Origin of the sequence: Pontivivens ytuae (assembly GCF_015679265.1) — a bacterium.
GTDB classification, from domain to species: domain Bacteria; phylum Pseudomonadota; class Alphaproteobacteria; order Rhodobacterales; family Rhodobacteraceae; genus Pontivivens; species Pontivivens ytuae.
Map to the genome: position 1 here is coordinate 3,256,956 of NZ_CP064942.1, position 24,286 is coordinate 3,281,241.

Genomic DNA, 24,286 nt, shown 5'->3' on the forward strand with positions numbered 1-24,286 from the left:
GCCCGGCTGCCCGTGGTGTCGCTCACTGGGTGACGCTCACTGGGTGATGGGCCGGAAGGCGTCCGCGAGGGTCCTGATCGCCTCGATATTGCGCGGGCCGGGCGTCGCCTCGACATATTCCAGCGTCACGAAGCGGTCGTTCCGGACCGCATCGAGACCGGCGAAGGCGGGGTTGGACATCATGAAGTCGCGCTTCTGCTCCGCCGTCACCTCGCCGTAGTTGACGATGACGATGACCTCGGGGTTGCGCTCCACCACCTCTTCCCAGGTCACGGTGGCCCAGCTTCTCTCGAAATCGTCCATGATGTTGGTGCCGCCCGCCGCCTCGATCAGTGCGGTGGGCATCGCGTAGCGCCCGGCGGTGAACGGCGCGTCCTCGCCGCTGTCATAAACGAAGACCCGCAGGGGATCGCTGGGCTCCAGGGTGCTTGCAAAGGCCGCTAGCTCGGCGCGGTAGCCCTCGACAAGGGCCGTCGCCCGATCCTCGACACCGAAGATCCGGCCCAGATTGAGGAGGTCGTTGTACATGTCCTCGATGCTCGCCTTGTCCTTCTCCATGATATGAGTGCAGCTCTCGGTCAGCTCGTAGACCTCGATGCCGAAGGGGGCGAGCGTCTCGGGCGTCACCTCGCCGCCGACCCGCATGCCGTAGTTCCACCCGGCGAAGAAGAAGTCCGCATCCGCGCCGATCAGCACTTCCTTGGAGGGGTACTGCGCGGACAGCTCCGGCAGCGCCTCGACACCGGCGCGCATCTCCTCGTCCAGCTTGTTCCAGCCGGAAATGCCGGTATAGCCCACCATCCGGTCGGCGAGGCCGAGGACCAGCATCATCTCGGTCAGGTTGACGTCGTTGGAGACGGCCCGCTCCGGCGGCGCCTCGAACGTCACCGTCCGGTTGCAGCTCTGCACGGTGGTCTGGGCGAACGCGATCCCCGTGCTCAGAAGGAGGCTAATGGAGCTGAGGAGGAGCGTCTTCATGGGATGTCTCTTCGGTCGACAGGTGGAAGGTGAGGTGGTCGGCGTCACTCGGGGCGAGCCGTTCCCGGCGCGCGGTCACGCCGAATGCGTCCGACACGGTCCCCTCGGAGAGCACGGCGGAGGGCGGCCCGAACCCGAGCGAACGGCCGGACTTCAGCAGGAGCAGGTCATCGCAGATCCCGGCCGCCATGTTCAGGTCGTGGAGCGAGGTGACGATCGTGAGCGGCAGGTCGCGGATCAGGTCGATCACCTCGAGCTGATGCCGGATGTCGAGGTGGTTGGTGGGCTCGTCGAGGATCAGCAGACGCGGCTCCTGCGCGAGCGCGCGGGCGACCATCACCCGCTGCCGCTCGCCGCCCGAAAGCGTGCCGAGATGCCGGTTCGCGAGGCCGCGCAGGTCCAGACGGTCCAGCGCCGCCTCGATGATCACGCCATCGCGCGCCCCGTCGCTGCCGCCAAAGCCGCTCCGATGCGGGCATCGCCCCAGCGCCACGATCTCGCGCACGGTCAGTGCGAAGTCCGTCGGCTGCTCCTGCAGGACCGCCGCCACCTTCCGCGCGACGGCGCGGGCGGGCATCGCCCAGATGTCCTGACCGTCGACTGAAACGGTTCCCGTGGTGGGCTTCTGGAAACGGTAGAGCAGCCGCAACAGCGTCGTCTTGCCCGAGCCGTTGGGCCCCACGACCCCAAGCACCCGCCCCGCGGCGAGCTCAAAACTCACCGGATGAAGGATCGTCCCGCTTGCACGCCGTGCCGACCAACTCGCAGCCTGCACCGACAGGGAGGCGGCTTCGACCGTGTCGACATTCCGGACGGGTCCGACAGGATCGGCGCAGTCTTTCATCTGGTCAGTTTCCTGCTTCGTGCGGCCAAGGGGCCGGACACGCGCATCGCGTCCGCCGAGATATGACTCGGACTTCGCCGTCATTCAATGCCAGGCGGAGGCGTGCAGAGGTCATGCCGCCGCCTCGCCCGTGAGCGGTGTCACGAGGTCGGAGGTCGTGTCCGGTGGCGGCAGTCGACCCAGGATGCGCGCGCGCAGGGCCTCAGGCCGTTCTTCACGACGCAGGAACCCTTCTTCGGCCTCGCGATAAAGCGGAACCAACGCGAGCAACGCATCGACATGATCGGGCGCCTCGGGATCGAGATCTCCGAAAACATAGGTGAACTGGTCGCTTGCCGAGAGGGAAACCACGCAGGGACGCTTGCATTGGCTCATGCAGCTCACACCGCGAATGCGCAGTGCCGGTCGTTCGGTTTGGTCCGCCAGACGCGCGAGAACGGCGTCGGCCAGGCGCCTGCCCCCTCTGATGCTGTCGCGATCATTTTCGCGCCCGTCGCGGCAGGTCAGGCAGATCGACAACAAGGGCAATTCAGGTTCGAGATCGCGCATGGCCCGCAACATGTAATGTTATAACATTGCACACGCTAAGCCTGCGCGTTAGTCTTCGTCAAGGTGTGTTGGAGCGAGGCACACGATGGCGAGCGACCCGAAACGCAAGACCCATGCCGAACGCGTGCTGGAGCATCTGCGCCGCCAGACAAAGCCCTTGTCGGCCTATCAGATCCTCGAGGATCTCCGCGGTGAAGGCGTGACGGCGCCAACGACGGTATACCGCGCACTTGACCAGCTCGTTGCGTCCGGACGCGCCCACCGGATCGAGTCGCTCAACGCCTTTACCGCCTGCAGCGACCCGAGCCACACAGAAACGCCCGTGTTCGAAATCTGCGAGGACTGTGGAGCCGTGACCGAGCATGTCGACGCCCGCCTTGCCGAGAGCATCGCTGCCCTTTCCAGCCATTCGGGCTTCACGCCCCAGCATTCGATCATCGAAATCCGCGGCCGCTGCGGCGCCTGCCGTCCGGACGCGCAAACGACTTGAAGGACCCGATTATGGATCAGACCACGCAAATCCCCGTCACCGTGCTCACCGGTTTTCTTGGTGCCGGGAAGACCACGCTTCTCAACCGGATCCTCACTGAGCGGCATGGGAAGCGCTACGCGGTCATCGTCAACGAGTTCGGCGAGGAGGGCATCGACAACGATCTCGTGGTCGATGCCGACGAGGAAGTGTTCGAGATGAACAACGGCTGCATCTGCTGCACCGTGCGGGGCGACCTGATCCGCATCCTCGGCGGCTTGATGAAGCGCGCCGACAAGTTCGATGCGATCATCGTGGAGACCACTGGTCTCGCCGATCCCGCGCCTGTGGCCCAGACCTTCTTCGTCGATCAGGACGTAGCGGACCGCACGCGGCTCGATGCCATCGTGACGGTGGCCGACGCAGTACATCTGAGCAACCAGCTCGGCGAGCATCACGAAGCCGAAGAGCAGATCGCCTTCGCCGACATCGTTCTGCTCAACAAGACGGACCTGGTCAAAGCGGATGGCCTGAGCGGCGTCGAGGAGCGCATCCGCCGCATCAACCCCTACGCAAAGATCATCCGGACCGAGCGCTGCGGAGCCGACCTCGACGAGGTGATCGGACTGAACGCCTTCAGCCTCGACCGCGTGCTGGAGGTGGAGCCCGATTTCCTGACCTCCGACCATGACCACGAGCATGACGATGATGTGAAAAGCATCTCGCTGGTGTCGGAGGAGCCGCTGGATCTCGAGAAGTTCCAGACGTGGTTCGGCCACCTTCTTCAGACGAAAGGGCCCGACATCCTGCGCTCCAAGGGCATCCTCGACTTCAAAGGCGAGAACAACCGCTACGTCTTCCAGGGTGTTCACATGCTGATGGATGGTGCGCCGATGGGCTCCTGGCCCGGGGGCGCGCGGCAGTCGCGGCTGGTCTTCATCGGGCGCAATCTCGACACGATGGGCCTCGAAGACGGTTTCGCCGCATGTCGAGCGGCGTAGCGGCGGACGCGGCGCGCCAGGACCTGCGCCTCGGAGGTTTCGAAGAGACCCAGCTCGAACGTCAAGGCCTTACGCTCGATACCGGCGCACCGGTGACCGCCGCCGTCTCGACCGGCACCGGCGTTGCAGCTGCGTTCGGCGATGGCGTCGTCCGATTCTTTCGCCCCGACGAGCCACCGTTGATCGTCGAGGCCCATCGCGGCGCCGTGCTCTGCCTGGTGGCTGAGGGGACGTCAGGGGCGGTGCTCACCGGTGGCGACGATGGCAGGTTCCTGCGTGTGACTGCGGACGGCACGGTCGAAGAGATAGCGAGCTTCGGCACGCGGTGGGTGGACTGCGTCGCCGCCGGGCCAGGCCACTACGCTTGCTCATCTGGCCGCACAGCCCATGTCTGGCATGCAGGTCGGCCCACCGCGAGGACGTTCGATCATCCAAGCACCGTCGGTGGTCTCGCCTTCGATGGGAAGGCCCGCCGTCTGGCCGTGGCACATTACGGCGGGGCCACCGTCTGGGAACGCGGCGAGCGCCGGTGGAAGTCGTCGAAGTTTGTGTGGAAGGGGTCGCACGGTGCGGCGACCTTCAGCCCGGACCGAAAGTACCTCGTGACATTGATGCAGGAGAACGCCCTCCACGGATGGCGGTTGCGCGACAAGGCCGACATGCGGATGTCCGGCTACCCTGCGAAGGTGAAGAGCTTCACCTGGATCGGCAGCGCGCCGCACCTTGCGACGTCGGGCGCGGATCAGGCGATCTGCTGGCCCTTCGAAGGTAAGGACGGACCGATGGGGCGCCCGCCGGACACCTGTGCCTATGGCGGCAAGCAGCTTTGCACCGCGGTGACGGGACTTCTCGGGCACGACGGCGTTTTGGCCGGCTTCACGGACGGCTGTGTGCTCGCCGGGCGCGTGTCCCCGGACGGTGCGTCGGAGGATCTGGTCGTCAAAGGGTCGAGCGGCACACCGGTGGCCGCGTTGGCACTGACACCGGAGGGCTGGCTTTTCGTCGGTGAGGAAGGTGGTCGCGTCCTTTGGGTTCGACTTGGTGGGAAGCCCGCATGAAGAACCTCTTTGCCCGTCGTGCCGCACCGGGGCGTGCTGCTGAGGTGAAGGCTTGGGTTATCCAGCATCTTGCTCTGACCGACGACGATCTCGTGACCGTGGCAGAACTCGCCTGCCACGAGCCGGGCTGCCCGCCCGTGGAAACGGTCGTGACCGTGCATGGATCGGACGGCTCGCGTCGGACATGGTGTGTTCACAGAGCGTTGGCTGACATCGACGAAGGGGATGTCACAACTGCTCTGTCGGGGGACTGAGAGCACCGCATGACGCCCGCGTGAAGCGTGCTGCACAGCAGGCGTGGGCATTGGAACACGCCGGGTTGAGGACGCGACCTGTTCTTCAAAGGAACTGAAGTCGAGTTCATTGGCCCTCCTCACGTCTCACGCATTCTCGGGCTGAAGCGCCTTGCGTGGCTTTACGCCCACGTTCTCAGCTTTCCAGCGAGAACAGTCACAGCATCGCGTTCGCGGCGCGAGCTAATGCTCCGTCACGTCGGGAAACGTTGGTTTTCTCCGTCAATCGCCTTCCGCGTCACGCCGCACTTTTTCGCACGCGGTTGAAAAACGGGCGTCACGGCTGAAAGCGGCAGCGGGTGGTTGAACACATATCGCGGGCATCACGGCCGCAGATCAAAGAGAGAGGCACCAACGTTCTCACGTTCGAACAGACGCCACCCGTAAGCAGCGACCAGCCAATCGATCGCGGTCGCTCGGCATCGGGCAGGCGCTTCGAACGACACCCGGCATTGATCGCCCAAACGAACGGTATCGTGCCTTGCGATGAGATGCGGGCCCTCAACCTGAGCCAGAGGAAGACGCAAGATGACCAGCTTGACCCATCCCACCCGCCGGTCGCTCCTGCAGGGGTCTGCAGCACTTGGCGCCGCGGCGATCGCCGGCCCTGCCGTGGCGCAGGCCGGTGCGGCCGATCTCGTCCTTCGCAACGCACGGATCACCACCATGGACCCGAACCTGCCGGAGGCCGCTGCGCTTGCTGCGCGGGACGGCGTGTTCGTGGCCGTCGGCTCGGAGGCCGATGTCGCGCCTCTCATCGGCCCTTTCATCCAGGTGATCGATGCCGGGGGCAAGCGTGTCATCCCGGGCCTCATCGATAGCCACACGCACTCGATCCGGGGCGGTGTCAACTACACGCTCGAAGTCCGCTGGGACACCGTCGACAGTCTTGAGGAGGCGCTGCATCTGCTGCGCGAGCAGGCGGATCGCACGCCCGAGGGACAGTTCATCCGGGTCGCCGGTGGCTTCTCCGAATTCCAGTTCAAGGAAAAGCGCCTGCCGACCGTGGCGGAACTCGACGCCGTGGCGCCGAACCACCCGGTGCTGATCCACCACCTCTACAAGCTGACGCTGCTCAACAGCCGTGCGATCGAGTATTTCGGCTACGATCAGCCCGACCACCCGACCTATCCGGGCGGCACGATCGAGAAGGATGCAAACGGCGATCCCACCGGCCGGCTGCTGTCGACGCCCTCGGGCCTTCTCATGTATCGGACGCTGAGCCAGGCGCCGACGCTGTCGATCCGCGACCAGATCAACTCGTCGATCCACTACATGGACGAGCTCAACGGTCTGGGCGTCACCTCCGTCTCCGACGCGGGCGGCGGGGGCATGGAGTTCCCGGACAGCGATCCCTACCAGGTCGTCCGCTGGCTGCATGGCGAGGGGCTGCTGACCACCCGCATCGGCTACCACTCCTTCCCGCAGGTGAAGGGGGAGGAGCTTGCCAACTACCAGGACTGGACCTCCCGCATCCGGGCGGGGCAGGGCGACGACATGCTGAAGTTCGTCGGTGCGGGCGAGAACCTGACCTGGGCGTCCTACGACTACGAGATCTTCGCCGATGCCCGGCCCGAGATCGACGCGGATGCCGAGGAGATACAGACGCGGATCATGACCGTGCTGGGCGAGGCGGAGTGGCCCTTCCGCCAGCACGTCACCTATGACGAGACGGGCGACCGTCTGCTTCCGGTCTATGAGGAAGTGGCGCGGGGCGCGGGGCTGACGCCCGGCTGGTTCATCGACCATGTCGAGACCTTCAGCCAGCGCAACCTCGAGCGGATCGCCGAGCTTGGTGGTGGCATCGCGCTCCAGAACCGGCTGCAGTTCCAAGCCGAGGATTTCATCGCGAACTATGGCGCGGAGGCGTTGCGCACGACGCCGAACTTCCGCGCGATCCTCGACCTTGGCGTGCCCGTCGGCGGCGGGACGGACGCGACGCGCGTGACCTCGTTCAACCCGTGGTTCTCGATCCAGTGGATGTCGACGGGCCTCTCGCGCGGCGGGCTGCGGATGTATGACGACGCGAACCTGCTGACCCGAGAGGAAGCCCTGCGCCTGTGGACCGTGGGTTCGGCCTGGTTCACCGGCGATGCGGGGCGGAAGGGCGCGATCACGCCGGGACAACTGGCCGATTTCGCGGTGCTCGACCGGGACTACTTCGCCGTGACGGATGCGGAGATTGCCAAGCTGAAATCGGTACTGACCGTGCTCGGCGGCGAGGTCGTGCACGGCAAGGATGAGTTTGCCCATCACGACCTGCGCCACATGCCACCCATCCGGCCCGACTGGTCCCCGGTCATCCTGCAGGGCCGCAACCTCTGACACCCCCGCGGCCCCGGTGCGTGACGGCACCGGGGCTCACCGATCCCACCGATGATAGGGAGACAGACCATGCCCGACCTCGTTCTCTTCAACGGACGCATCACGACGTTCGACCCCGACCTACCGGAGGCCACCGCGATCGCCATTGCCGATGGCAAGGTCGAGGCGACCGGAAGCGATCAGGACATCATGGCCGCGGCAGGCGACGCGGTGACGATCGATCTCGCCGGGCGGCGCGTGATCCCCGGGCTGATCGACAGCCACACGCATATCATTCGCCAGGGCAACAACTTCGCCATGGAGCTGCGTTGGGACGACGTGCCCTCGCTCGCCGATGGTCTCGCGATGCTGAAGCGCCAGGCTCAGCGAACGCCGGTCGGCCAGTGGATGCGCGTGGTCGGCGGCTGGTCCGCCGATCAGTTCGCCGAGAAGCGTCTGCCCACCATTGACGAGATCAACGCCGTATCGCCGGAGGTGCCGGTCTACGTTCTGCATCTCTACGATCGCGCTTGGCTGAACAAGGCGGCGCTGCGCGCGCTCGGCATCGACAGCCATTTCTACGAGCCCTTCGTTTCCGGCCGGCTGGAGCGGGACGAAGACGGCACCCCGACCGGGCTGGCCCTGGCGCGGCCGAACGCACAACCGCTCTATGCCCTGCTCGACATGGCGCCAAAGCTCGATTTCGAGAGCCAGATCCTGTCGACCAAGCACTACTTCAAGGCGCTGAACGGCTTGGGCCTCACGTCCGCGCTCGATTGCGCGGGTGGGTTTCTGAACTACCCGGACGACTACGGCGTGATCAGCGAGCTCAACCGGCGCGGCGAGCAGACGGTCCGCATTGGCTATCAGCTCTTTGCCCAGCGCCCGCTCTTCGAACTGGAGGATTTCAGGCGCTGGAACGATATCGTCAAACCCGATCAGGGCGACGATTACCTGAAATGCGTCGGCGCGGGCGAGATGCTGGTGGCCTCCGCTTACGACTTCGAAGACTTCTCCTATCCCCGGCCAGAGCTGCCGAAGCGGATGGAGGGCGACCTGCGTCCTGTGCTGGAATTCCTGCTCGAGAACCGTTGGCCGATCCGCTTCCACTGCACCTACGAGGAAAGCGCGCATCGCCTGCTGACGGTGCTGGAGGAGGTCGGCCGCGACAAGGGGCTCGAGGAGCTGAACTGGATCTTCGACCACGGTGAGACGATCTCGGAGCGCACGATGGAATGGGTCGCGCGCCTCGGCGGCGGGATCTCCTACCAGAACCGCATCGCCTTTCAGGCGACCGCCTATCGCGACCGCTACGGCGAGGCGGCGCTGCGCGACGTGATGCCGGTGCGCAAGATGATGGCGTCGGGCGTTCCGCTGGCGGCCGGGACGGATGCGACGCGGGTCTCCTCCTACAACCCATGGCTCGCGATCCACTGGGCGGTGTCGGGCAAGGGCCGCGGAGGTGATGTGATCTGGGCGGCGGAGAACCGGCTGAGCCGTGAGGACGCCCTGCGCCATTGGACGGCCGCCGGTGCCTGGTTCAGCCGGGAGCAAGGCCGGAAGGGCCAGCTCATGCCCGGCCAGTTCGCCGATCTCGCGGTGCTCGATCGCGACTATTTCGAGGTGGCCGAGGACGAGATCGCCGACATCACCGCCGATCTGACCCTGACCGGCGGCAAGATCGTCCACGCCAAAGGCGCCTTCGCCAATCACGCGCCAGCGCCGTTGGCAGAACTGCCCGACTGGTCACCCATCCCGATTTTCGGCGCGCCCGGCGCACCGAAAGCGGCTTGAAAGACATGGAGCTGCGGTTGGTTGAGCCACGACCGCGGCTCCGTAACTCTGAATACTGGGGCTTCGCGCAGGTGGCATTGCATGGGCCCACTGCTCACGAATCCGATATCTCTTGAAGCGTTTCGCGACATTCATCTCCTCTGCATCGTAAAAGGCAGCTTGCAGCATGCCGGCCTACGGCATCGATCCTCATTGGTATTTATGTAATTAAGCGATAAGCGCCTTAAGTGTCTTGATGGGCGCGAGAAAAAATTGTGTGAACTATGCCTAAAAATGTCAGATTCACAATATATAATATCAATAGATCACTCAGTTTTTTTTGATCATATTTATATAAAATACTTCCCTGAAGGCATATATGTATTTAAGTTGCCCTTAATGTGCGAGCTGCTACTGCACTGTTTTGATGAGCTGTGCCCGCTCAGCGTGAATGCCCCCCTCCCCATTTGGGACTGCCGCGGTTCGGCGGTCTGCGGATAACTGCTTCGGAGATGCACCAGCGAGGGGCAGCCAAAATGCCTCTGGCCGCAACTTCGAAGAAAAGTCGTGGGGACTGCCAGATGACTGTACAACGCGCCGCCGGGTGGGCGGAGCTTCGCGCCCGGGTTGCCTCGGTCGATCCGTCGGAGATCCTTCCTGCCGGGGTGGCCATCCGCAACCACCCGACCTTCTTTCCCGCCCTCGCGCATTACACGAAGACGGTCTTTCCGATCATGGAGAACCAGGTCCGTGACGGGAAGATCCTCTGCCAGCTCTCCCGCTTCTCCGCCCTGTGCTTCGTCATCTACCTCGACGAGACGGCGGATCCGGGCGATCCTCGGGGCGGGGCGACCGCGACCCGGTTGAAGGAGATCCTGGCGCAGGCGCCCTATGCGACGAAGTCCTGGATCCGGTCCGCCCTGCGGGCCTTCGAGCATGCGGACATGGTCGAGGCGATCCCGATGGAGGCGGACCGGCGGATGCGCCGCTACAAGCCGACACCGCGCCTGATCGAGATCGGGCGCACCGGCCTTCTGACCATCGTCGAGGCGCTGCATCAGCTCGAACCGTTCGACCGCACACCGGAGGAGATCGTGGGCCAGCCTAAGGTCGTGGAAGCCCACGCGATCGCCTTGATCGAGCTGTTGATGCAGCACGGCTTCTCCACCCTGCCGCACTTTCCCCATGTGCTCGAGATGCTGTCGCCGGACTACGGCCACCTCATCTGCAGCAAGCTGATCGGGGGGATCCGGATCACGCTGGAGGGGGAGTACCTGTCCGACGTGCCCTTCGGCGAGTTGTCGGAGCGGTTCGGGGTGTCCCGAGCGCATATCCGCAACGTGCTCAGCTATGCAGCCGAGCAGGGGAAGCTCGAACACGCGGTGAGGGGCGGGCACACGATCCGGCTCGACCCGGCCTTTGCAGAGAACTGGCTGACCTATGCGGCGACCGACCTCGCCCTGCATCGCTTCGTCATCGAGAACATCGTTCCGGAGCGGCTGCCCGCCTGAGGGGCAAATGGCGGCCCGCAGGCCGCCGCGCCCGGGTCTTCAGAACCGGAAGACGAAGTCGAGCTGGGCGCCGTGGCTCCGCACCCCCTCACCGTACTCGCCGTCATAGGACAGGTGGAGCGAGCTGTTCGCCGAGGTGCGCAGCCCGACCCCCAGCTCCACCAGCGCCACGTTGCGGGTGATCGGCGTGCCGGAGACGGTGAAATCCGGACCGTCCGCGATCCGGTTCGTCGTTGTGGGCGTGACGTCGCCGAAGGCGTGACGCCAGCCGATCCCGCCGCGCAGCGTCGCGTCCATGCCACCGAGATCGAAGGTCGTCCCGACGCGCGCGCCGACGGTGGCGAAGTTGGTGACCGTGGTCTCGTCGACGCTGGTCAGCGCACTGCTCCCGCCCGTCTCCGTCGTGCCGTCGCTGTCCACGACGACACTGGCGAGCGCGGCATAGGGCTCGATCGCGTAGCTCTCCATCGGCATGCCGTAGGCGATCTCGGCGAAGCTCTGCAGGCTGCGGGCATTGGTGTCCGAGCTCAGATCCTCGCGCATCGTACCGGCGACGACCGTGCGGTCGGTCTCGATGTCGTGCCAGCTTGCGGTGACGCCGCCGCGCAGCGCAAAGCCCGACACCGAGGTCCGCCCGTAGACGCCGAGGTGGTAGCTGTCCACGTCGGCGGAGGAGGCGCGCTCACCCACATCGACATTAGACCGGGTGTAGCCCGCCAGCACGCCCAGCCGGGCGGAGCCCAGGGCGAACCCCTCGAGGCCCACCAGCGTCCCGGCGGAGCGGGTGTCCAGCCCGGCCGCGTTCCCGTCGCCGTCGATGTCCGACTGCGTTCCGAGGAAGCGGATCCACGCAGGCGTGTCGCCCGGCCCCCCCCTGGCGAAGGCCGGATCCGGCGCGAAGCTCGCCACCGCCGGCGTCGCCGGGCCGGTGATCGAGCGTGCCCGCGCGGAGGTGAACGCATTGATCGCCTGTCCGCCGCTGACCATCGACGTGGTGGTCGAGGCCATGACCTCCCCCGACAGCATGTCGAAGGCGGCAGCGGCATCGTCCTCGCCCAGCACCGTGACCGCGGAATAGGTCGCGTTGTCGAAGCTCAGCCCCTCGAGCCCCGAGGCTGCCGCGGCCTGGTTCGCGGTGTGCGCAGTGCTGGCAAAGCGGATGTCGTTCCGCTCCAGCGTCAGCGTTACGGCGTTGGAGCCGTAGGTGAGCCGCGGGTCGAGAAAGGCGAAGTCCGAGGTGACATCGCCGAAGGTCCCGTCGATGCCGCCCGCCGCGGTCAGGATCGTGTAGCTGGAGCTCGGCGCATAGTCGCCCGCCAGCCCCACATGCGCGGCCGTCCCGGCGAGCGTCGCGCGCCCGCCCACCGCCACGAGGTCCGCGGTGGTTCCCGACGGATCGACCTCGATCTCTAGCCGCGAGCCCGCGTCGAGGTTGAGATCGCTGTCCACCGTCAGCGTCCCGATGGAGTTGCCCGCGGCTAGCGTACCGCCCGCCTCGATCGTCACGTTCCCCTCGATGGTGCCGCTCCCGCCCAGCGTGCCGCCGCTCTCGGTGCGCAGATCCCCACCCAGGACGTTGTTCACGTTCAGCGTGCCGTTCTCCACCACGGTGTTGCCGGTGAACGAGATGCCCTCGCCGGTCAGCGTGACGGTGCCGCTGCCACGCTGGATAATCGTGCCGCTGCCGGAGAGCTGCGTGCGCTCCGTCAGTTCCCCGCTGCGGTTGAAGATCAGTTCGCCGTTGATCGAGCTGAGACCGGCGCCAAGCGTTCCCGATGTCCCGCCATTGCCGATCTGGATGGCTCCCTCGATGACGGCCATGCTCTCTATCTCGTTCGTGCCGAGCAGGATCGTCGTTCCCGACGCCCGGTTCCAGAGGAAGCCGGTCTCACCGACGATGTCATTGGCCACGATGTGCGTATCGCTGCGTTCGAAGACGAGGACGCCGCTGTTGTGGACGGTGCCGGTGCCCAGTGTCCCCGACGTGCCCTCATTACCGATCTGCAGAAACGAGCTGCTTTCGATGATCGTATCACCGTAGGAGTTGTTGCCGAGCAGTATCGATCCATTCCCCGACGACACCAGCGTTCCGGTGCCCGAGATGTCGTTGGCATAGGTGCCCCGCCTTCCTGTCGCGAGTTTCAGCACGCCGTTGTTCACGACCTCACCGGTGCCGAGGCTGCCGCTCGTGTTAAAGCGGTTCCCGATCTGCAGGGTCCCGCTGTTGATCGTCGTCCCGCCGCTGTGCGCGAGCGGGTCGTAGCTTGGCTCGTCCGGGCCGTAGAGTTTGCTGGTCACGATCAGCGTGCCGTCCCCGTCCAGCGTCAGCCGCCCGGTTCCGCTGATGAGGCCCTCATGGGTGAGCGTCGTCCCCGCCGCGACGTCGAACCCGCCGGTGCCGGTGACGGTCGTCGCCCGCTCGGTGGTGAAGTCCGCCGTACTGCGCAGCACCCCGCCGCTGAGCACCAGCCCGTTGCCGCTGTCGCCCAGATTGCCGTCGGAGGACACCGAGAGCGTCCCACCATTGATTGTCGTATCACCGGCATAGGTGTTGGCGGCGGACAGGATCAGCGTGCCGCTGCCCGTCTTGGTGATCCCGTGCTCTCCCTCCCCGGCGAAGGTGCGGATGAGGCCGGACTGCTCGGCCACATCGCTGCCGGCGACCTCCAGCGTTCCGGGCTGCAGGACGTTCAACTCGTTCGCGATCGAAACTCCGTCGCCGTACCGGATCCGTCCTCCGGGCGCAAAGTCGAACGAAACGATGCCCGTTCCCAGCGCCTCGCTGTGGTTCAGGGCGAGCGTCCCCTGCGTCACGACGACCGCTCCGCTATGCGTATTGGCACCGTCCAGCACGAGCGTGCCCGCGCCGCTCTTGAAGAGGTCGCCGGAACCACGGAGTAGGCCGTCATGGGTGAGGGTCGTGCCGGCGGCGATATCGATCCTCGATAGGGACGAGATGCTGAAGTCGCGCGCCGTCGAGAACGTGCCGGTCGTCTCCAGCCGTCCCCCGGAAAAGACCAGATCAGCGTTGCTGTACCCCAGGTTCTCGTCGGCCGACACCGACAGCGTGCCCTCGCTGATCTGGAAGCCTCCCCCGACGATGTTGTCGCCAGATAGGACCAGCGTGCCCGTTCCGATCTTCTCGACAGGTGCGCCGGGCCCACCGACGAGATTGCCTGAAAGCGTCGCCCGCCCAACGCTTGCGACATCCAGGCTGGGAGAGCCAGCAAGGATAGTGACCGTGTTCCCGATATCGACACCATCTCCGAAGCGCACCGTCCCGCCGAGGGCGTTCAATGTACCGGACCCGGCGGCCTGACTGTCGTTCAGCACCAGGGTGCCGCGGCCAAAATTGAGGTCCGATACCGTGTTCGCACCATTGAGGATCAGCGTCCCCTCTCCGAACGCTGCCAGCAGGCTGCCGCTGATCGTACCATCGACGGTCAGCGTGGTGTCCGCATCCACGGAGATCGAACCGGTATTGCTGACGATATCGCGGGCCGTCGAAAACGTTTCCGTGGTTTGAAGCTCACCATTGTTCAGCGTGATATCCCCGGATGCCGCGCCCAGATTGGCATCCGATCCGACCGACAGGGTGCCCCCGTTTACATTGGTGCCCCCGGAATAGGTGTTGGTCCCCGTCAGGATCAGCGTGCCGTCGCCGGTCTTGGTCAGCGAGCCCGTGCCGCTGATCACGCCGTCATGGGTGAGCGTATCGCCGCTCTCGACGTCGAAGCCCCCCGTGCTCGCCAGTGTCGTCGCCCGGCTCGTCGTGAAGCTCTCCGTCGCTCGGAGAAACCCGCCATCCAGCGTCAGCGCACCCGATGTCGCGCCGAGCCTGTTGTCGGCGGCAATCGACAGTGTGCCGTCCGCGACAATCGTGTCGCCGATGTAGGTGTTCGTGCGCCCAAGGACGAGCGTACCGCCGCCGGTCTTGGTCAACGAGTGACCGCTGCTGCTTAAAAAGTTATCAATCGTATTGTTGACGGTGGCGGTCGTTCCCGCGACAGTCTCTATCGTGGAATCTTCAGAGAGCGCGAAAAGCTGTAAGAGTGTCATATTGCCAGTTGTCTGAAGTGTTCCACCACGAAGAAAAACGACGCCACCGAAGCGCCCCAGAGGATTCGCGCTGGCGACCGAAAGAGTGCCCTCCTCAATTTCAGTTTGTGCCAAGGGGACGTCGCTGCTTGATAGAATGAGAGTTCCACGGCCAGTCTTGGTGGCTGGTCCACCATCATATCTAGACAAATTGTTACCTGAAAGCTCAGCGGTATTACCCTCTTCGACTCGGAAATTTATATTTCCTGCTGTAAAAAAGTCATTTGATAAATTAATATTATTGGAAAGCGTGAATTCGGTTTCTCCGTTGGCTCTTATCAGGCTAGATCCAAGTGCATTATTATTATTTATAACAAACTTAGGGCCGCGCTCCCCGACGACAAGTCTTATAACTCCTGAAAGACTATTTGAACTGCTCAAAATAAGGCGACCCATGCCTTCGAACTCGATTTCGCCACTCCCCGTCATGGTGGAGTTAATGGTTGTCGTCAGATCAGTGCCGGTTATGATCTTTCGGTCATCGCTGCCGAAATCGATCGTTCCGCCAGTGAGCGTGTAGCCGTCGGTGGTGAAGGTGAGCCCGACCACCTCCTGCGTGCCGTCGATGGTCACGGTCCCCCCCGATCCGCCGAAATGGGCGCCCGCGCCGTCGGACCACACCTCGTTCGTCACGCCGTCGTCGCGCGTCCAGTTCTGCGTCGTGTCATCCCACGTGCCGCTGCCGCCGGTCACCGCACCGTCGCCTGTCGCGGTGTCCCATGTCAGGTTCTGCGCATCTGCCGGCGCCCAGCCCATCGCGGCGCACAGCACCGCCACCCCGAGGCTGGGCGCATAGCTCGCTGCGACCCGTCCCACCTTCGTCATCCGTCCGCCGCGCACGACCTTCTCCGCGGCGCGACACAGCTTGTCCCGCTTGCCCATCCGTTCTGTCCCACTGTCCTGGATTTCTGGTTTCTGCGACCGCTGCACCCCTCCGCCGTCGCGGTGGGTGCCGACCGGACCCCGACGCGCGCGCCCACGACACGCGCGTCGGTTGTCAGGCCGCAATCAGGATTGCGGAGGTCCGGTCGGTTCGGGGCAAAAGCTGCCCCTGGCCGGCCGATGGACACACCTGTCCATCGACCAGCATGGCTGTCGCCGCATGGTCTATCTCACTGACTTTTCGAGTTAATCGAGAGGTTAACCAATCAGCGGCCGGAGTTCCGCCAAAAATCGAGATAGGTTCAGTTTTTGCCAAATTGGCGCAACTGAAGCGGGTAGTAGATCGAATTATTACCCGCAATGAGTGTGTTAAGACTTTTTTACTTATGACCGCTCTTACTGTGTAGAGGCTCGAAGAGTCACCAATCAATCACTGATTTGCGACACGCTAGAGCCTGCATAAACATCGGTTTTTTCACCAAAGATTGGATTGGTGAGCATGTGCGAGTACAGTTATTCTTGGAATAGGGTGGGCGTGGCCGAGCTTGGGCTCTAAGTTGCGTGGGAAGACAGTGGTGTCGGCTTTGCCGTATTGTCCTGCACACTAACGGTCAGAGGCGAAGTTTGCGGCGCCCGATCTACCTCAACAATGAATTGCGGCTGCTTGTTGCCCGCAACCAAAAGTCCAAGTCAGTCTGCGGACGGCCCTATGTATTTCAAGCTCTCTTTGCGACCGCATGACGGTCGGGAGACAGTCTTTGAAAGTGGCGGATTGGACACTTGAGGTCCAAAGTCAGCATCCGCCTCAAGGTCGCCTTAATAAGCATACCAACCGTGCGGTGTCTTTCCTGTATGACCCGCCCTACCAAACTCAATCCCGAGCGCGGCGATGCGCGGACCCGCCTGCTGGAGGCCGCGCGTGACGTCATCCGGCGCAAGGGCTTCAACGCCACGACGGTGGATGACCTCTGCAAGGCCGCAGGCGTCACCAAGGGCGCCTACTTCCACCACTTCGAAACCAAGGAGGCGCTCGGCGTCGCCGCCGCTCAGTTCTGGGCCGAAACCACCGGCGCCTATTTCGCCGACGCCCCCTACCACGCGCCGGAGGATCCGCTGGAGCGCGTGCGCGCCTACATCGCCTTCCGACGGGCACTGATCTCGGGCGATCTGGCCGAGTTCACCTGCCTCGTCGGAACCATGACGCAGGAGGCCTACGCGTCCCACCCAGCGATCCGGGACGCCTGCGCACACAGCATGCTCGACCACGCGGCAACGCTCGAGCCCGACATCGCCCTCGCCATCGCCGCGCGCGGGATGGAGCCGGAGTGGACGGCCACCGACCTTGCCCGCCACATCCAGGCCGCGATCCAGGGCGCCTTCATCCTCGCCAAGGCCACCGGAGATCCCGCGCAGGCTCGGTCGAGCCTCGACCACCTCGCACGATACATCGATCTGCTTTTCGACCCCGCTGAACCATCGAAGGATCAATAGGATGCAGGAAGATCGCCAGGATATCGAAGCGCTGTGCCATCGTCTGGGACAGGCGCACCACGACAAGGACGCCGGCGCCATCGTGGACTGCTACGCCGCCGATGCGGTCGTCTACTCGCTCGCCCCGCCCCTGAAGGACAAGATCGATCCCGAAGGCATGGCCGAATGGCTCGCGACCTGGGAGGGGCCGGTCCTCGTCGACGCCGAGGATGTCGATCTCGTCGTCGGGCCGGAGATCGCATGGTCCACCGCGCTCAACCGCATTCGCGGCACCAAGAAAAACGGCACGAAGGAGGACATCTGGTTCCGCACCACCATGTGCTTCCGCAAGGTCGAGGGCGAATGGAAGATCGCGCACGACCATTCCTCCACCCCCTACTACATGGACGGATCGCTGAAGGCCGCGGTCGACCTGAAGCCGGAACCATCCGCCGCATAGCTCAAAGAGCGATATCGGGAGCGCGCCGGGATTAGATGCAGTCTCCAATGGGGCGGTCAGCGAAAGACACGCGAATAGCCGAGATTTGCCCCAAGCGGGTGTTGGCAACTACTCAAGCTGGGTCTGCGACGGCAGGGCATGCTTAGGCCGCCGCCGCAGTTCATTGGAAGGTCAGACGTCAGGTGCCTCGGTGCCGTTCCAGCCCATGACGAGCGCGGGGGCACGGTCGCCCTGGACCTCGACGGCGTCGAGTGCGGCGGTCAGCTCCGCCAGTTCGTCTTCGGTGAAGCTGACCTGTGTCGCGCCGATATTGTCGCGCAGATGCGGCAGCTGGGTCGTGCCGGGGATCGGGACGACCGACGGCCCCTGGGCCATTAGCCAGGCGAGCGCGATCTGGCCCGGCGTCGCGTCCTTGCGACCCGCCCAGTCGCGCGCGATATCGACCAGCGCCATGTTCACCTCGCGGTTCTCCGGATCCATCCGGCTCGTCAGCGCCCGGAAGTCGGACGGCGCGAAGGTTGTCTCCATGTCGATGGCACCGGTCAGGAAACCGTAGCCGAGCGGCGAGAACGGGACGAAGCCGATGCCCAGTTCCTGGCAGATCGGCAGGATCTCGGCCTCCGGCCCGCGGTAGAGCATCGAGTACTCGTTCTGCACGGCCGAGACGGGCAGGACCTCGTGCGCGCGGCGCAGCGTGTTCGGCCCCATCTCGGAAAGGCCCCAATGGAGCACCTTGCCCTCGTCCATGAGGTCGGAGACGGTGCCCGCCACATCCTCGATCGGCACGTTGGGATCGACGCGGTGCTGGTAGAGCAGATCCACCCGGTCGGTTCCGAGGCGCTGCAGCGACCCGTCCACCGCCTGGCGGATGCGGGCCGGGTCGCTGATCACGCCGCCACCCCAGACCCCGGTCTCCAGATCGACGTCGAACCCGAACTTGGTCGTGATCTGGACCTCGTCGCGGAAATCCGCGATCGCCTCGCCGAGGATCCGCTCACATTCGAAGGGCCCGTAGACTTCGGCGCAGTCGAAGAAGGTGACGCCCTCGTCGAAGGCGGTGCGGATGAGCGTGATCATGTCCGCACGCTCGGGCACGATGGTGTGGAAGGTGCGGTGCATGTTCTGCACGCCGAGGCCGAGTTCGGAGACCTCGAGCCCGCCGAGCATCCGGCGGCCAGGGGCGGCGGTGCCGGTCGGCGTGGTCTGCGCGGCCGCGGGCGTCACCCCGAGGGCGACGGCCGATGCGGTGACGGCGGCACCGGTAAGGATCGTGCGGCGAACGGGGTCGATCTCGTTCTGGTCGTCGGACATGGGTTTCCCTTTCACGGCTGTTGGACGAGTTCAGTGTCTGGTCAGATTTGAGACGCCTGGATAGCGGTCGGACGGTGCGCTCCGATCTTCGCTGCCCGACGGCCTCGCGGATCATTTCGGTGGAGGAGCATCGGGTTATCTGGCGTTGCAAAACATCGGGTGCCATCCAACGTATGATGCGCGGGTGCCGCCGCCATACGGTTGGAGAAGATTCGCGCATTGCGGAGGTTCGGGTGCGTAAGCCCTTGATATATCGTCAGGCGTGGTCTGCGGGAGGGGCGACCTACGGTCGAACCGATCGTGTCGGGCGCCGGTCGATGGACGGTCTGACATCGGCGCCGCTGGCCCTTGATTTCGCGTTTCGCCCGCATGCGCGGACGGTGGTGGAACGCTGCGGGCGGGTCGAGGAGCGGCCGATCAGGGCTCTGACAGGCGGCGCGGTCGGCGTGGAGCCGGTGCAGTTCCTGGAAACCGACGGGCCGTCGGAATTCGTTGAAGTGCGCCCGGCGCCTTGGCTCCGCCAAGAAGTCGTCGAGGACCTGCGCGCTGCCGATGTGGCCGAGCATGAGCGGGTCTGGAACCGCGCCGATCCGGCGCTCTTCGCCCTCGCAGTGCGCGTGCGGGCCGATGCGCTGGGTGGCCCGCGGCTTGCGTCTCTAGAGCTCGAACACCTCACCCGAAATGCATTGGCGCGAAGCCTGGAGGCAGTGGGTGCGCGGCCTCGACCGAGGACCGTGAGAGGGCTTGATGCGCGGCGGCTGACCCGCGTGACGGAGTTCATCGACACCAATCTCGGTAGTGACTTGCGTCTTGGTGAACTCGCCGATGTTGCGGCAGTGAGTCGGCATCACTTCGGGCGCATGTTCGCGCTGGCTGTCGGGGCAACGCCCCATGCCTTCGTCGCCGCACGGCGAGTGCAGCGAGCCGCTGAGGCGATCCGGGCTGGCGCTAGAGTGGCACAGGCCGCTGTACATGTGGGTTACGCGCCTGGCCATAGCTTCCGTACCGCGTTCGCAGCACAGTTCGGCCGTACACCAAGGCGCTATGCCCAAGTGGCCGGACATTCGGTTGGTTCGTTCAGCCGTTCATGCTAGTCGTCTGGAAATGGGTTAAGCTTATGGATTGTTTCAGCGGATGCGGCGCGCCGGTCCGGTTTCCAGTCCAATACACGGGCCTAAGATGCAGGCATGCAAAGCTGCATCACCGGTGGCTCGATAGCATCTGCGGCCCGCTCGATCGTGCAGGGTGGCCCTACGCAACACTGACACTACGTCTCCAGAGTTCTGCGTGAGCAATGGCGACGGCTTTCGCCTCGTCACGGTATCATTAACGTGTGCCCGAAGGACCCGATCCGGTCTTGCACCTCCGATTTATCGATGAGATGGTCAACCCGATTTACACTATTTGTCTCCGCCCGAGCGATGTGGCTCTCAGGCAAGGCTGAGCGGCTCTCCGAAGCGAGAAAGGCGCGTTCCAAGGCGCCCCAAAGATAGGGCTGCATCTGGACGAGGTGCTGGGGTGCCTTCGTACCTTCGAGTACGGCATCGACATCGACGCGTTGAGCGTTCCCGATCTCTTAGTATCGCACTTCGCCATGTCCGTTCGCGAGCGCCGCAGCCACCCACGGTCGAGAACTGTGGTTGGTGAGTATCAGCGAGTCCGCGGTCGTGGTCGAGGGCGATGGGGATGTCGGGAACGCGGCCGCTCGTTCGGATGCCCGCGATGGAGCGCGGCATCGTCTGGTTGGCCTCGAACAGTACGCGTTAGCAGGCGAAGGCCGCAGACATCTTGGCGCTCGTCGCAGCGCCGTGCCGTCCTCGTTGAAATGGACAAGGCCTGCGCTCGGTATCCATCCGGTGCTGACGCCGAACTAGATCGCCCGCTCTGCGGAGGTGAACGCGCGGGTGCGGCCGTCGCCGTACACCATGGCGAAGCTGATCCCGCAGACCGGGTCATCGGCATCGCGACGACTGAGCGCGTGAGCCATGACCGCCATTATCATCGGCCAGATGCTCTGAGCGACGTTCATCATGTTGAGATCTCCCCTAGGTGAGCATCAGAGCATCAGAGCATCAGAGCATCAGAGCATCAGAGCATCAGAGCGTCGAGCCCGTGCCCTCGCCTCAACCGGGAGGTACCGGTCCTCCTCTGCGGAGAGGTCCCCGGTGTCGCGTAGCGCACGGCGACGGTCCACGAGATCCAGGCGCAGAGGTGCCAGCGTCTCGGCAAACGGGTCGCCCTCTTAGACATCGGCGAGGGCGGCGCAGCGTTGGCAGAGCGTGGACCAGGTTGCGTAGTCGAGGAAGGCCCGCGGGCTGCATGGGTGCCTTCGGGGCTCGCAACGCGCGCGTCGCTGTCAGGCGCAAAGAGATTGGGCTCAACTTTAAGGACCGCGTCAAGGAGGCCCGTCTGATCCGCCTCGGTCGCGCGCAACATGGCTCCCCACGTTGGAGATGCCGGCGGCCACGATCCGCAGGTCACCAAGATCGTCGAAGCGGGCGGCGTCGACCACGAACGCGCCTCAGGATGATCGCCGCTATGGGCACGCTTCATCACGGCGCGGGCCTGACCCTCTCGTGGTCGTTGACCTCTGCGAAGACGCGCCTGTGGTCTCCAACTCTATCATCAACTTGGTCTTCTTCATCGAGGCCCCCGCCCGACCGCTCGACAATTTTCGTCGCCGAGACGCGGATGCCCCGCAGCCTGGGGCTACGCCAACGGCTGACCTGCACGTCGGCACGATCACGATGCTCCATACAGTGTCATTGGCAGAGGATGGCTTGCTTGCAGTCGCCAGACGGGTCGAGATGGCTATGGAGCCCCAGGGTACATCAACCACTGCGGATGACCGGACACTCGCGTTGTCAACGATCAAGTCAATTGCCTAACTAAGTTTCATGACCGATGAGGAGGGTGCCTTCGGCGGTCATGTTCAGTTACCGCTTCCAGATCTGACGCCCATTCCCGAGCTACTCGACCAAGGCATATTCCCACATCAAGCGGAGTAGCACCCGACCGAAGACATCATCGCGGCCACTCCGGTTCTATCGTGTCTCGTGGAACTATCACGGGCATCATGCTTTGGAGCAGCCCGATATATCGCTCGACATGGTCGATGTCGGGCGACACGGGCTCGTCGTCTGGATGACCTATTCCTCCGCGACCGGCAACTCCAACACTACAGTCAGACCACCTCCGCCTCCGTTGAGCAGAAGCCGGCCTCCGAACGCCTCGGCGACCGCTGAGGCGATCGGCAGACCCAGTCCACTGCCTTCGCCGGGGCGTCCCTGTCCGAAGCGGGAGAGCGCCATTTCGAACTGGTCCGGCGCGAGACCTTGCCCATCATCGGACACGCTGAGCACGGAGTACGGGCCTTTCCGGCGCAACTCGACCGTGACCCGCGACAAACCTGCCCCGCCATGCTTCAGGGCATTGACCAGCAGGTTCTCGACGGCCTGGCCCAACAGGACGCTGTCCACTCTCGCCATGATCGGCGTTGTGACCTTGGGCTCGCGAAGCTGCACCCCCTGAGCCATCGCGGCCGAACGGTGACGCGCAACGGCGCGCTCCACGACCAGGACGATATCCACCGGGTCCAGCTGGTCGGGCGGCGGAGCGGAGCGCGCGCGTTCGAAGGCCAGCAGATCCTCGGACAGCCGCGCGGCATGGCTGGCCGCCTCGATCAAGTCGTCACTGCGTTCGCGCAGGTCCTCGGGCGTGCGCGACGCCGCGACGGCCTGGCTCAGCGCCAGCACACCCGCAATCGGGTTGCGCAACTGATGCGCGGCGTCGGAGATGAAGCTGTCCTTCGCGCGCATGGTCGCCGCCATGTCGGACAGGAGCGTGTTCAGACGCCCAACGATTCCGCGCACCTCCTGCGGAATGGGTCGAGCGATCGGGGTGAGGTCCTCGGCAGAGCGGCGCGCGATGGCGTGTTCGAGATCGGTGAGCGGGGCAAGGCCCAGCCGGACGCCGAACCACACGGTCAGCGCGACCGCGATCAGCAGGGTGGACATCACGAAGTAGGTGCGCCCCGACAGGCTGCGCACGAAGCCATCGCGCAGCGACAGGTTCTGCCAGACCGTGAACGTGAAATCGCCGGTCAGGTTGTCCACGTCCATGCGGTCGGTGAACCGCACGGCACGAACCCTTGCTCCGTGGTAGTCGGCATCGAAATACGCGAACTCCTCACCGTTCGTGTCGGGCGGCGGCACGGGCGGGGTGGCGTAGCCCGTGACGAAGACGCCGTCGGGTGCATAGACGTGATAGAAGACCGGGCCACCCGAGGTGTTGCGCAACAGGTCCCGCGTCTCACTGCTCAGCGCATCGCCTCCGCTGATCGCGGTGTCGCGAGAGATCCCGAGCGCCGTGACGAGGAGAGACCTGTCGAAACGGTCCGCCGCGCGCGCCTGCGCGTCGTTGCCGGCCCAGATCGCCACGGCTGCGGATATGGTCAGCAGCGGGACGAGGATGATGAGCGTGAGCCGCAGGCGCAGCGATGCGGTCCGCATCATCGGCCCGTCTCACCCATTGCATATCCGATGCCCCGTCGCACCGTGATCTCTATCCCCGAGCTGCGCAGCCGTTTGCGCAGCCGCGAGACATATACTTCCACCACGGAGTCCTCCACGTCGGCCCCCGTGCCATAGAGGCTGTCGAGCAGCGCCTGCTTGGAGACGAAGCGCCCGCGTGCGCCGAGCAGCGTCTCGAAGAGCGCAACCTCGCGGCGGGGGATCGACAGATCGCCGGAGGGCCCCATGACCGCGCGGGCCACCGGGTCGAACCGGAGCGGGCCCAGCCGCAGCAGGCCCGGATCGGTGGTGGGACCACGCCGCGCGAGCGCGCGCACCCGGGCGCTCAGCTCAGCCAGCTCGAACGGTTTGGGAAGGTAGTCGTCGGCGCCGGCATCGAGCCCGGCGACCTTCTCTTCCAGCTCAGACTGCGCGGTCAGCATCAGCACCGGCCGCATGTCCCCCCGCTTGCGCATTGCGCGCAGCACGTCGAGCCCGCTCATTCCCGGCAGCTTGATGTCGAGGATGACGAGGTCCCCACCATCGTCGCGCAGGAAGGCATCCGCCTCCGCCCCGTCATGGATCAGGTCAACCGCATGCCCCTCGTCACGCAGGCGGTAGGCAATGCCTTTCGCCACGGATACGTTGTCCTCGACGATGACGATGCGCATTTTTCGGGTCCGTGAAAGGTTCGTGAAAGACTGGCACTGAAGTCTGCGCGCATCAAGGCGGCACCATAACCGCCTGGGGAGCTGAGCGGGGCGATGGACGACC

18 protein-coding genes are annotated in these 24,286 nt (G+C 64.7%); 10 read left to right on the plus strand and 8 right to left on the minus strand.

Annotation, left to right across the window (positions count from 1 at the left end; translation table 11 throughout):
• Positions 1-36 precede the first annotated feature (36 nt).
• From I0K15_RS16175 to I0K15_RS16185, 3 genes are all read right to left on the minus strand, one after another.
• Entirely contained in the window at positions 37-978 is a 942-nt protein-coding gene (locus tag I0K15_RS16175) for an ABC transporter substrate-binding protein (protein ID WP_196102518.1), read from the minus strand.
• Positions 950-1,822 (minus strand): ABC transporter ATP-binding protein, encoded by an 873-nt coding sequence (locus I0K15_RS16180; RefSeq protein WP_196102519.1) that lies wholly within the window; start codon positions 1,820-1,822, stop codon positions 950-952. Before I0K15_RS16180 ends, I0K15_RS16175 begins: the two co-directional genes overlap by 29 nt.
• A gap of 111 nt (positions 1,823-1,933) precedes the next feature.
• Positions 1,934-2,371: a DUF1636 family protein gene (locus I0K15_RS16185; protein WP_196102520.1), complete on the minus strand. Its 438-nt coding sequence runs from the start codon at positions 2,369-2,371 to the stop codon at positions 1,934-1,936.
• Between the two features lie 85 nt (positions 2,372-2,456).
• On the opposite strand from I0K15_RS16185, the gene I0K15_RS16190 reads away from it, so the two are divergent.
• The 7 genes from I0K15_RS16190 (at position 2,457) to I0K15_RS16220 (ending at position 10,780) form a co-directional block, all read left to right on the plus strand.
• Positions 2,457-2,861 carry a Fur family transcriptional regulator gene (locus I0K15_RS16190; protein WP_196102521.1) on the plus strand — a complete coding sequence of 135 codons (405 nt, stop codon included), beginning with the start codon at positions 2,457-2,459 and terminating at the stop codon, positions 2,859-2,861.
• Positions 2,862-2,872: 11 nt separating this feature from the next.
• Entirely contained in the window at positions 2,873-3,841 is a 969-nt protein-coding gene (locus I0K15_RS16195; protein WP_196102522.1) for a CobW family GTP-binding protein, read from the plus strand.
• On the plus strand, positions 3,826-4,899 hold the full coding sequence (locus I0K15_RS16200) for a WD40 repeat domain-containing protein (protein WP_196102523.1): 1,074 nt from the start codon (positions 3,826-3,828) through the stop codon (positions 4,897-4,899). The genes I0K15_RS16195 and I0K15_RS16200 overlap by 16 nt, the downstream gene beginning before the upstream one ends.
• Positions 4,896-5,153: a hypothetical protein gene (locus I0K15_RS16205; RefSeq protein ID WP_196102524.1), complete on the plus strand. Its 258-nt coding sequence runs from the start codon at positions 4,896-4,898 to the stop codon at positions 5,151-5,153. Before I0K15_RS16200 ends, I0K15_RS16205 begins: the two co-directional genes overlap by 4 nt.
• A 567-nt stretch (positions 5,154-5,720) precedes the next feature.
• A complete protein-coding gene (locus I0K15_RS16210) occupies positions 5,721-7,517 on the plus strand; it encodes an amidohydrolase (protein WP_196102525.1) in 1,797 nt (598 codons plus the stop codon).
• Positions 7,518-7,586: 69 nt separating this feature from the next.
• Entirely contained in the window at positions 7,587-9,290 is a 1,704-nt protein-coding gene (locus I0K15_RS16215; protein WP_196102526.1) for an amidohydrolase, read from the plus strand.
• A gap of 560 nt (positions 9,291-9,850) precedes the next feature.
• On the plus strand, positions 9,851-10,780 hold the full coding sequence (locus tag I0K15_RS16220) for a hypothetical protein (RefSeq protein ID WP_196102527.1): 930 nt from the start codon (positions 9,851-9,853) through the stop codon (positions 10,778-10,780).
• A 39-nt stretch (positions 10,781-10,819) separates the two neighbouring features.
• Here I0K15_RS16220 and I0K15_RS16225 read toward each other — a convergent pair whose 3' ends face one another.
• Positions 10,820-14,722, minus strand: a complete 3,903-nt coding sequence (locus I0K15_RS16225; protein ID WP_196102528.1) for an autotransporter domain-containing protein — start codon at positions 14,720-14,722, stop codon at positions 10,820-10,822.
• A 1,890-nt stretch (positions 14,723-16,612) separates the two neighbouring features.
• Here I0K15_RS16225 and I0K15_RS16230 point away from each other — a divergent pair.
• Together I0K15_RS16230 and I0K15_RS16235 are read left to right on the plus strand one after the other, a co-directional pair.
• A complete protein-coding gene (locus I0K15_RS16230) occupies positions 16,613-17,251 on the plus strand; it encodes a TetR/AcrR family transcriptional regulator (RefSeq protein ID WP_196102529.1) in 639 nt (212 codons plus the stop codon).
• A 1-nt stretch (position 17,252) separates the two neighbouring features.
• Positions 17,253-17,690 (plus strand): YybH family protein, encoded by a 438-nt coding sequence (locus I0K15_RS16235; RefSeq protein WP_196102530.1) that lies wholly within the window; start codon positions 17,253-17,255, stop codon positions 17,688-17,690.
• Positions 17,691-17,861: 171 nt separating this feature from the next.
• On the opposite strand, the gene I0K15_RS16240 is transcribed toward I0K15_RS16235, so the two are convergent.
• Positions 17,862-19,001, minus strand: coding sequence for an aldo/keto reductase (locus I0K15_RS16240; protein ID WP_196102531.1), 1,140 nt, complete (start codon positions 18,999-19,001; stop codon positions 17,862-17,864).
• Positions 19,002-19,318: 317 nt separating this feature from the next.
• Here I0K15_RS16240 and I0K15_RS16245 point away from each other — a divergent pair, with 317 nt between their 5' ends.
• Positions 19,319-20,095 carry a helix-turn-helix domain-containing protein gene (locus I0K15_RS16245; RefSeq protein WP_196102532.1) on the plus strand — a complete coding sequence of 259 codons (777 nt, stop codon included), beginning with the start codon at positions 19,319-19,321 and terminating at the stop codon, positions 20,093-20,095.
• Between the two features lie 776 nt (positions 20,096-20,871).
• Here the strand turns inward: I0K15_RS16245 and I0K15_RS16250 are convergent.
• The 3 genes from I0K15_RS16250 to I0K15_RS16260 all read right to left on the minus strand — a co-directional run bounded on the left by I0K15_RS16250 (position 20,872) and on the right by I0K15_RS16260 (position 24,183).
• Positions 20,872-21,033 carry a hypothetical protein gene (locus I0K15_RS16250; RefSeq protein WP_196102533.1) on the minus strand — a complete coding sequence of 54 codons (162 nt, stop codon included), beginning with the start codon at positions 21,031-21,033 and terminating at the stop codon, positions 20,872-20,874.
• A gap of 1,117 nt (positions 21,034-22,150) precedes the next feature.
• A complete protein-coding gene (locus tag I0K15_RS16255; protein ID WP_196102534.1) occupies positions 22,151-23,515 on the minus strand; it encodes a sensor histidine kinase in 1,365 nt (454 codons plus the stop codon).
• Positions 23,512-24,183, minus strand: coding sequence for a response regulator transcription factor (locus I0K15_RS16260; RefSeq protein ID WP_196102535.1), 672 nt, complete (start codon positions 24,181-24,183; stop codon positions 23,512-23,514). Before I0K15_RS16260 ends, I0K15_RS16255 begins: the two co-directional genes overlap by 4 nt.
• Positions 24,184-24,286: the final 103 nt, after the last annotated feature.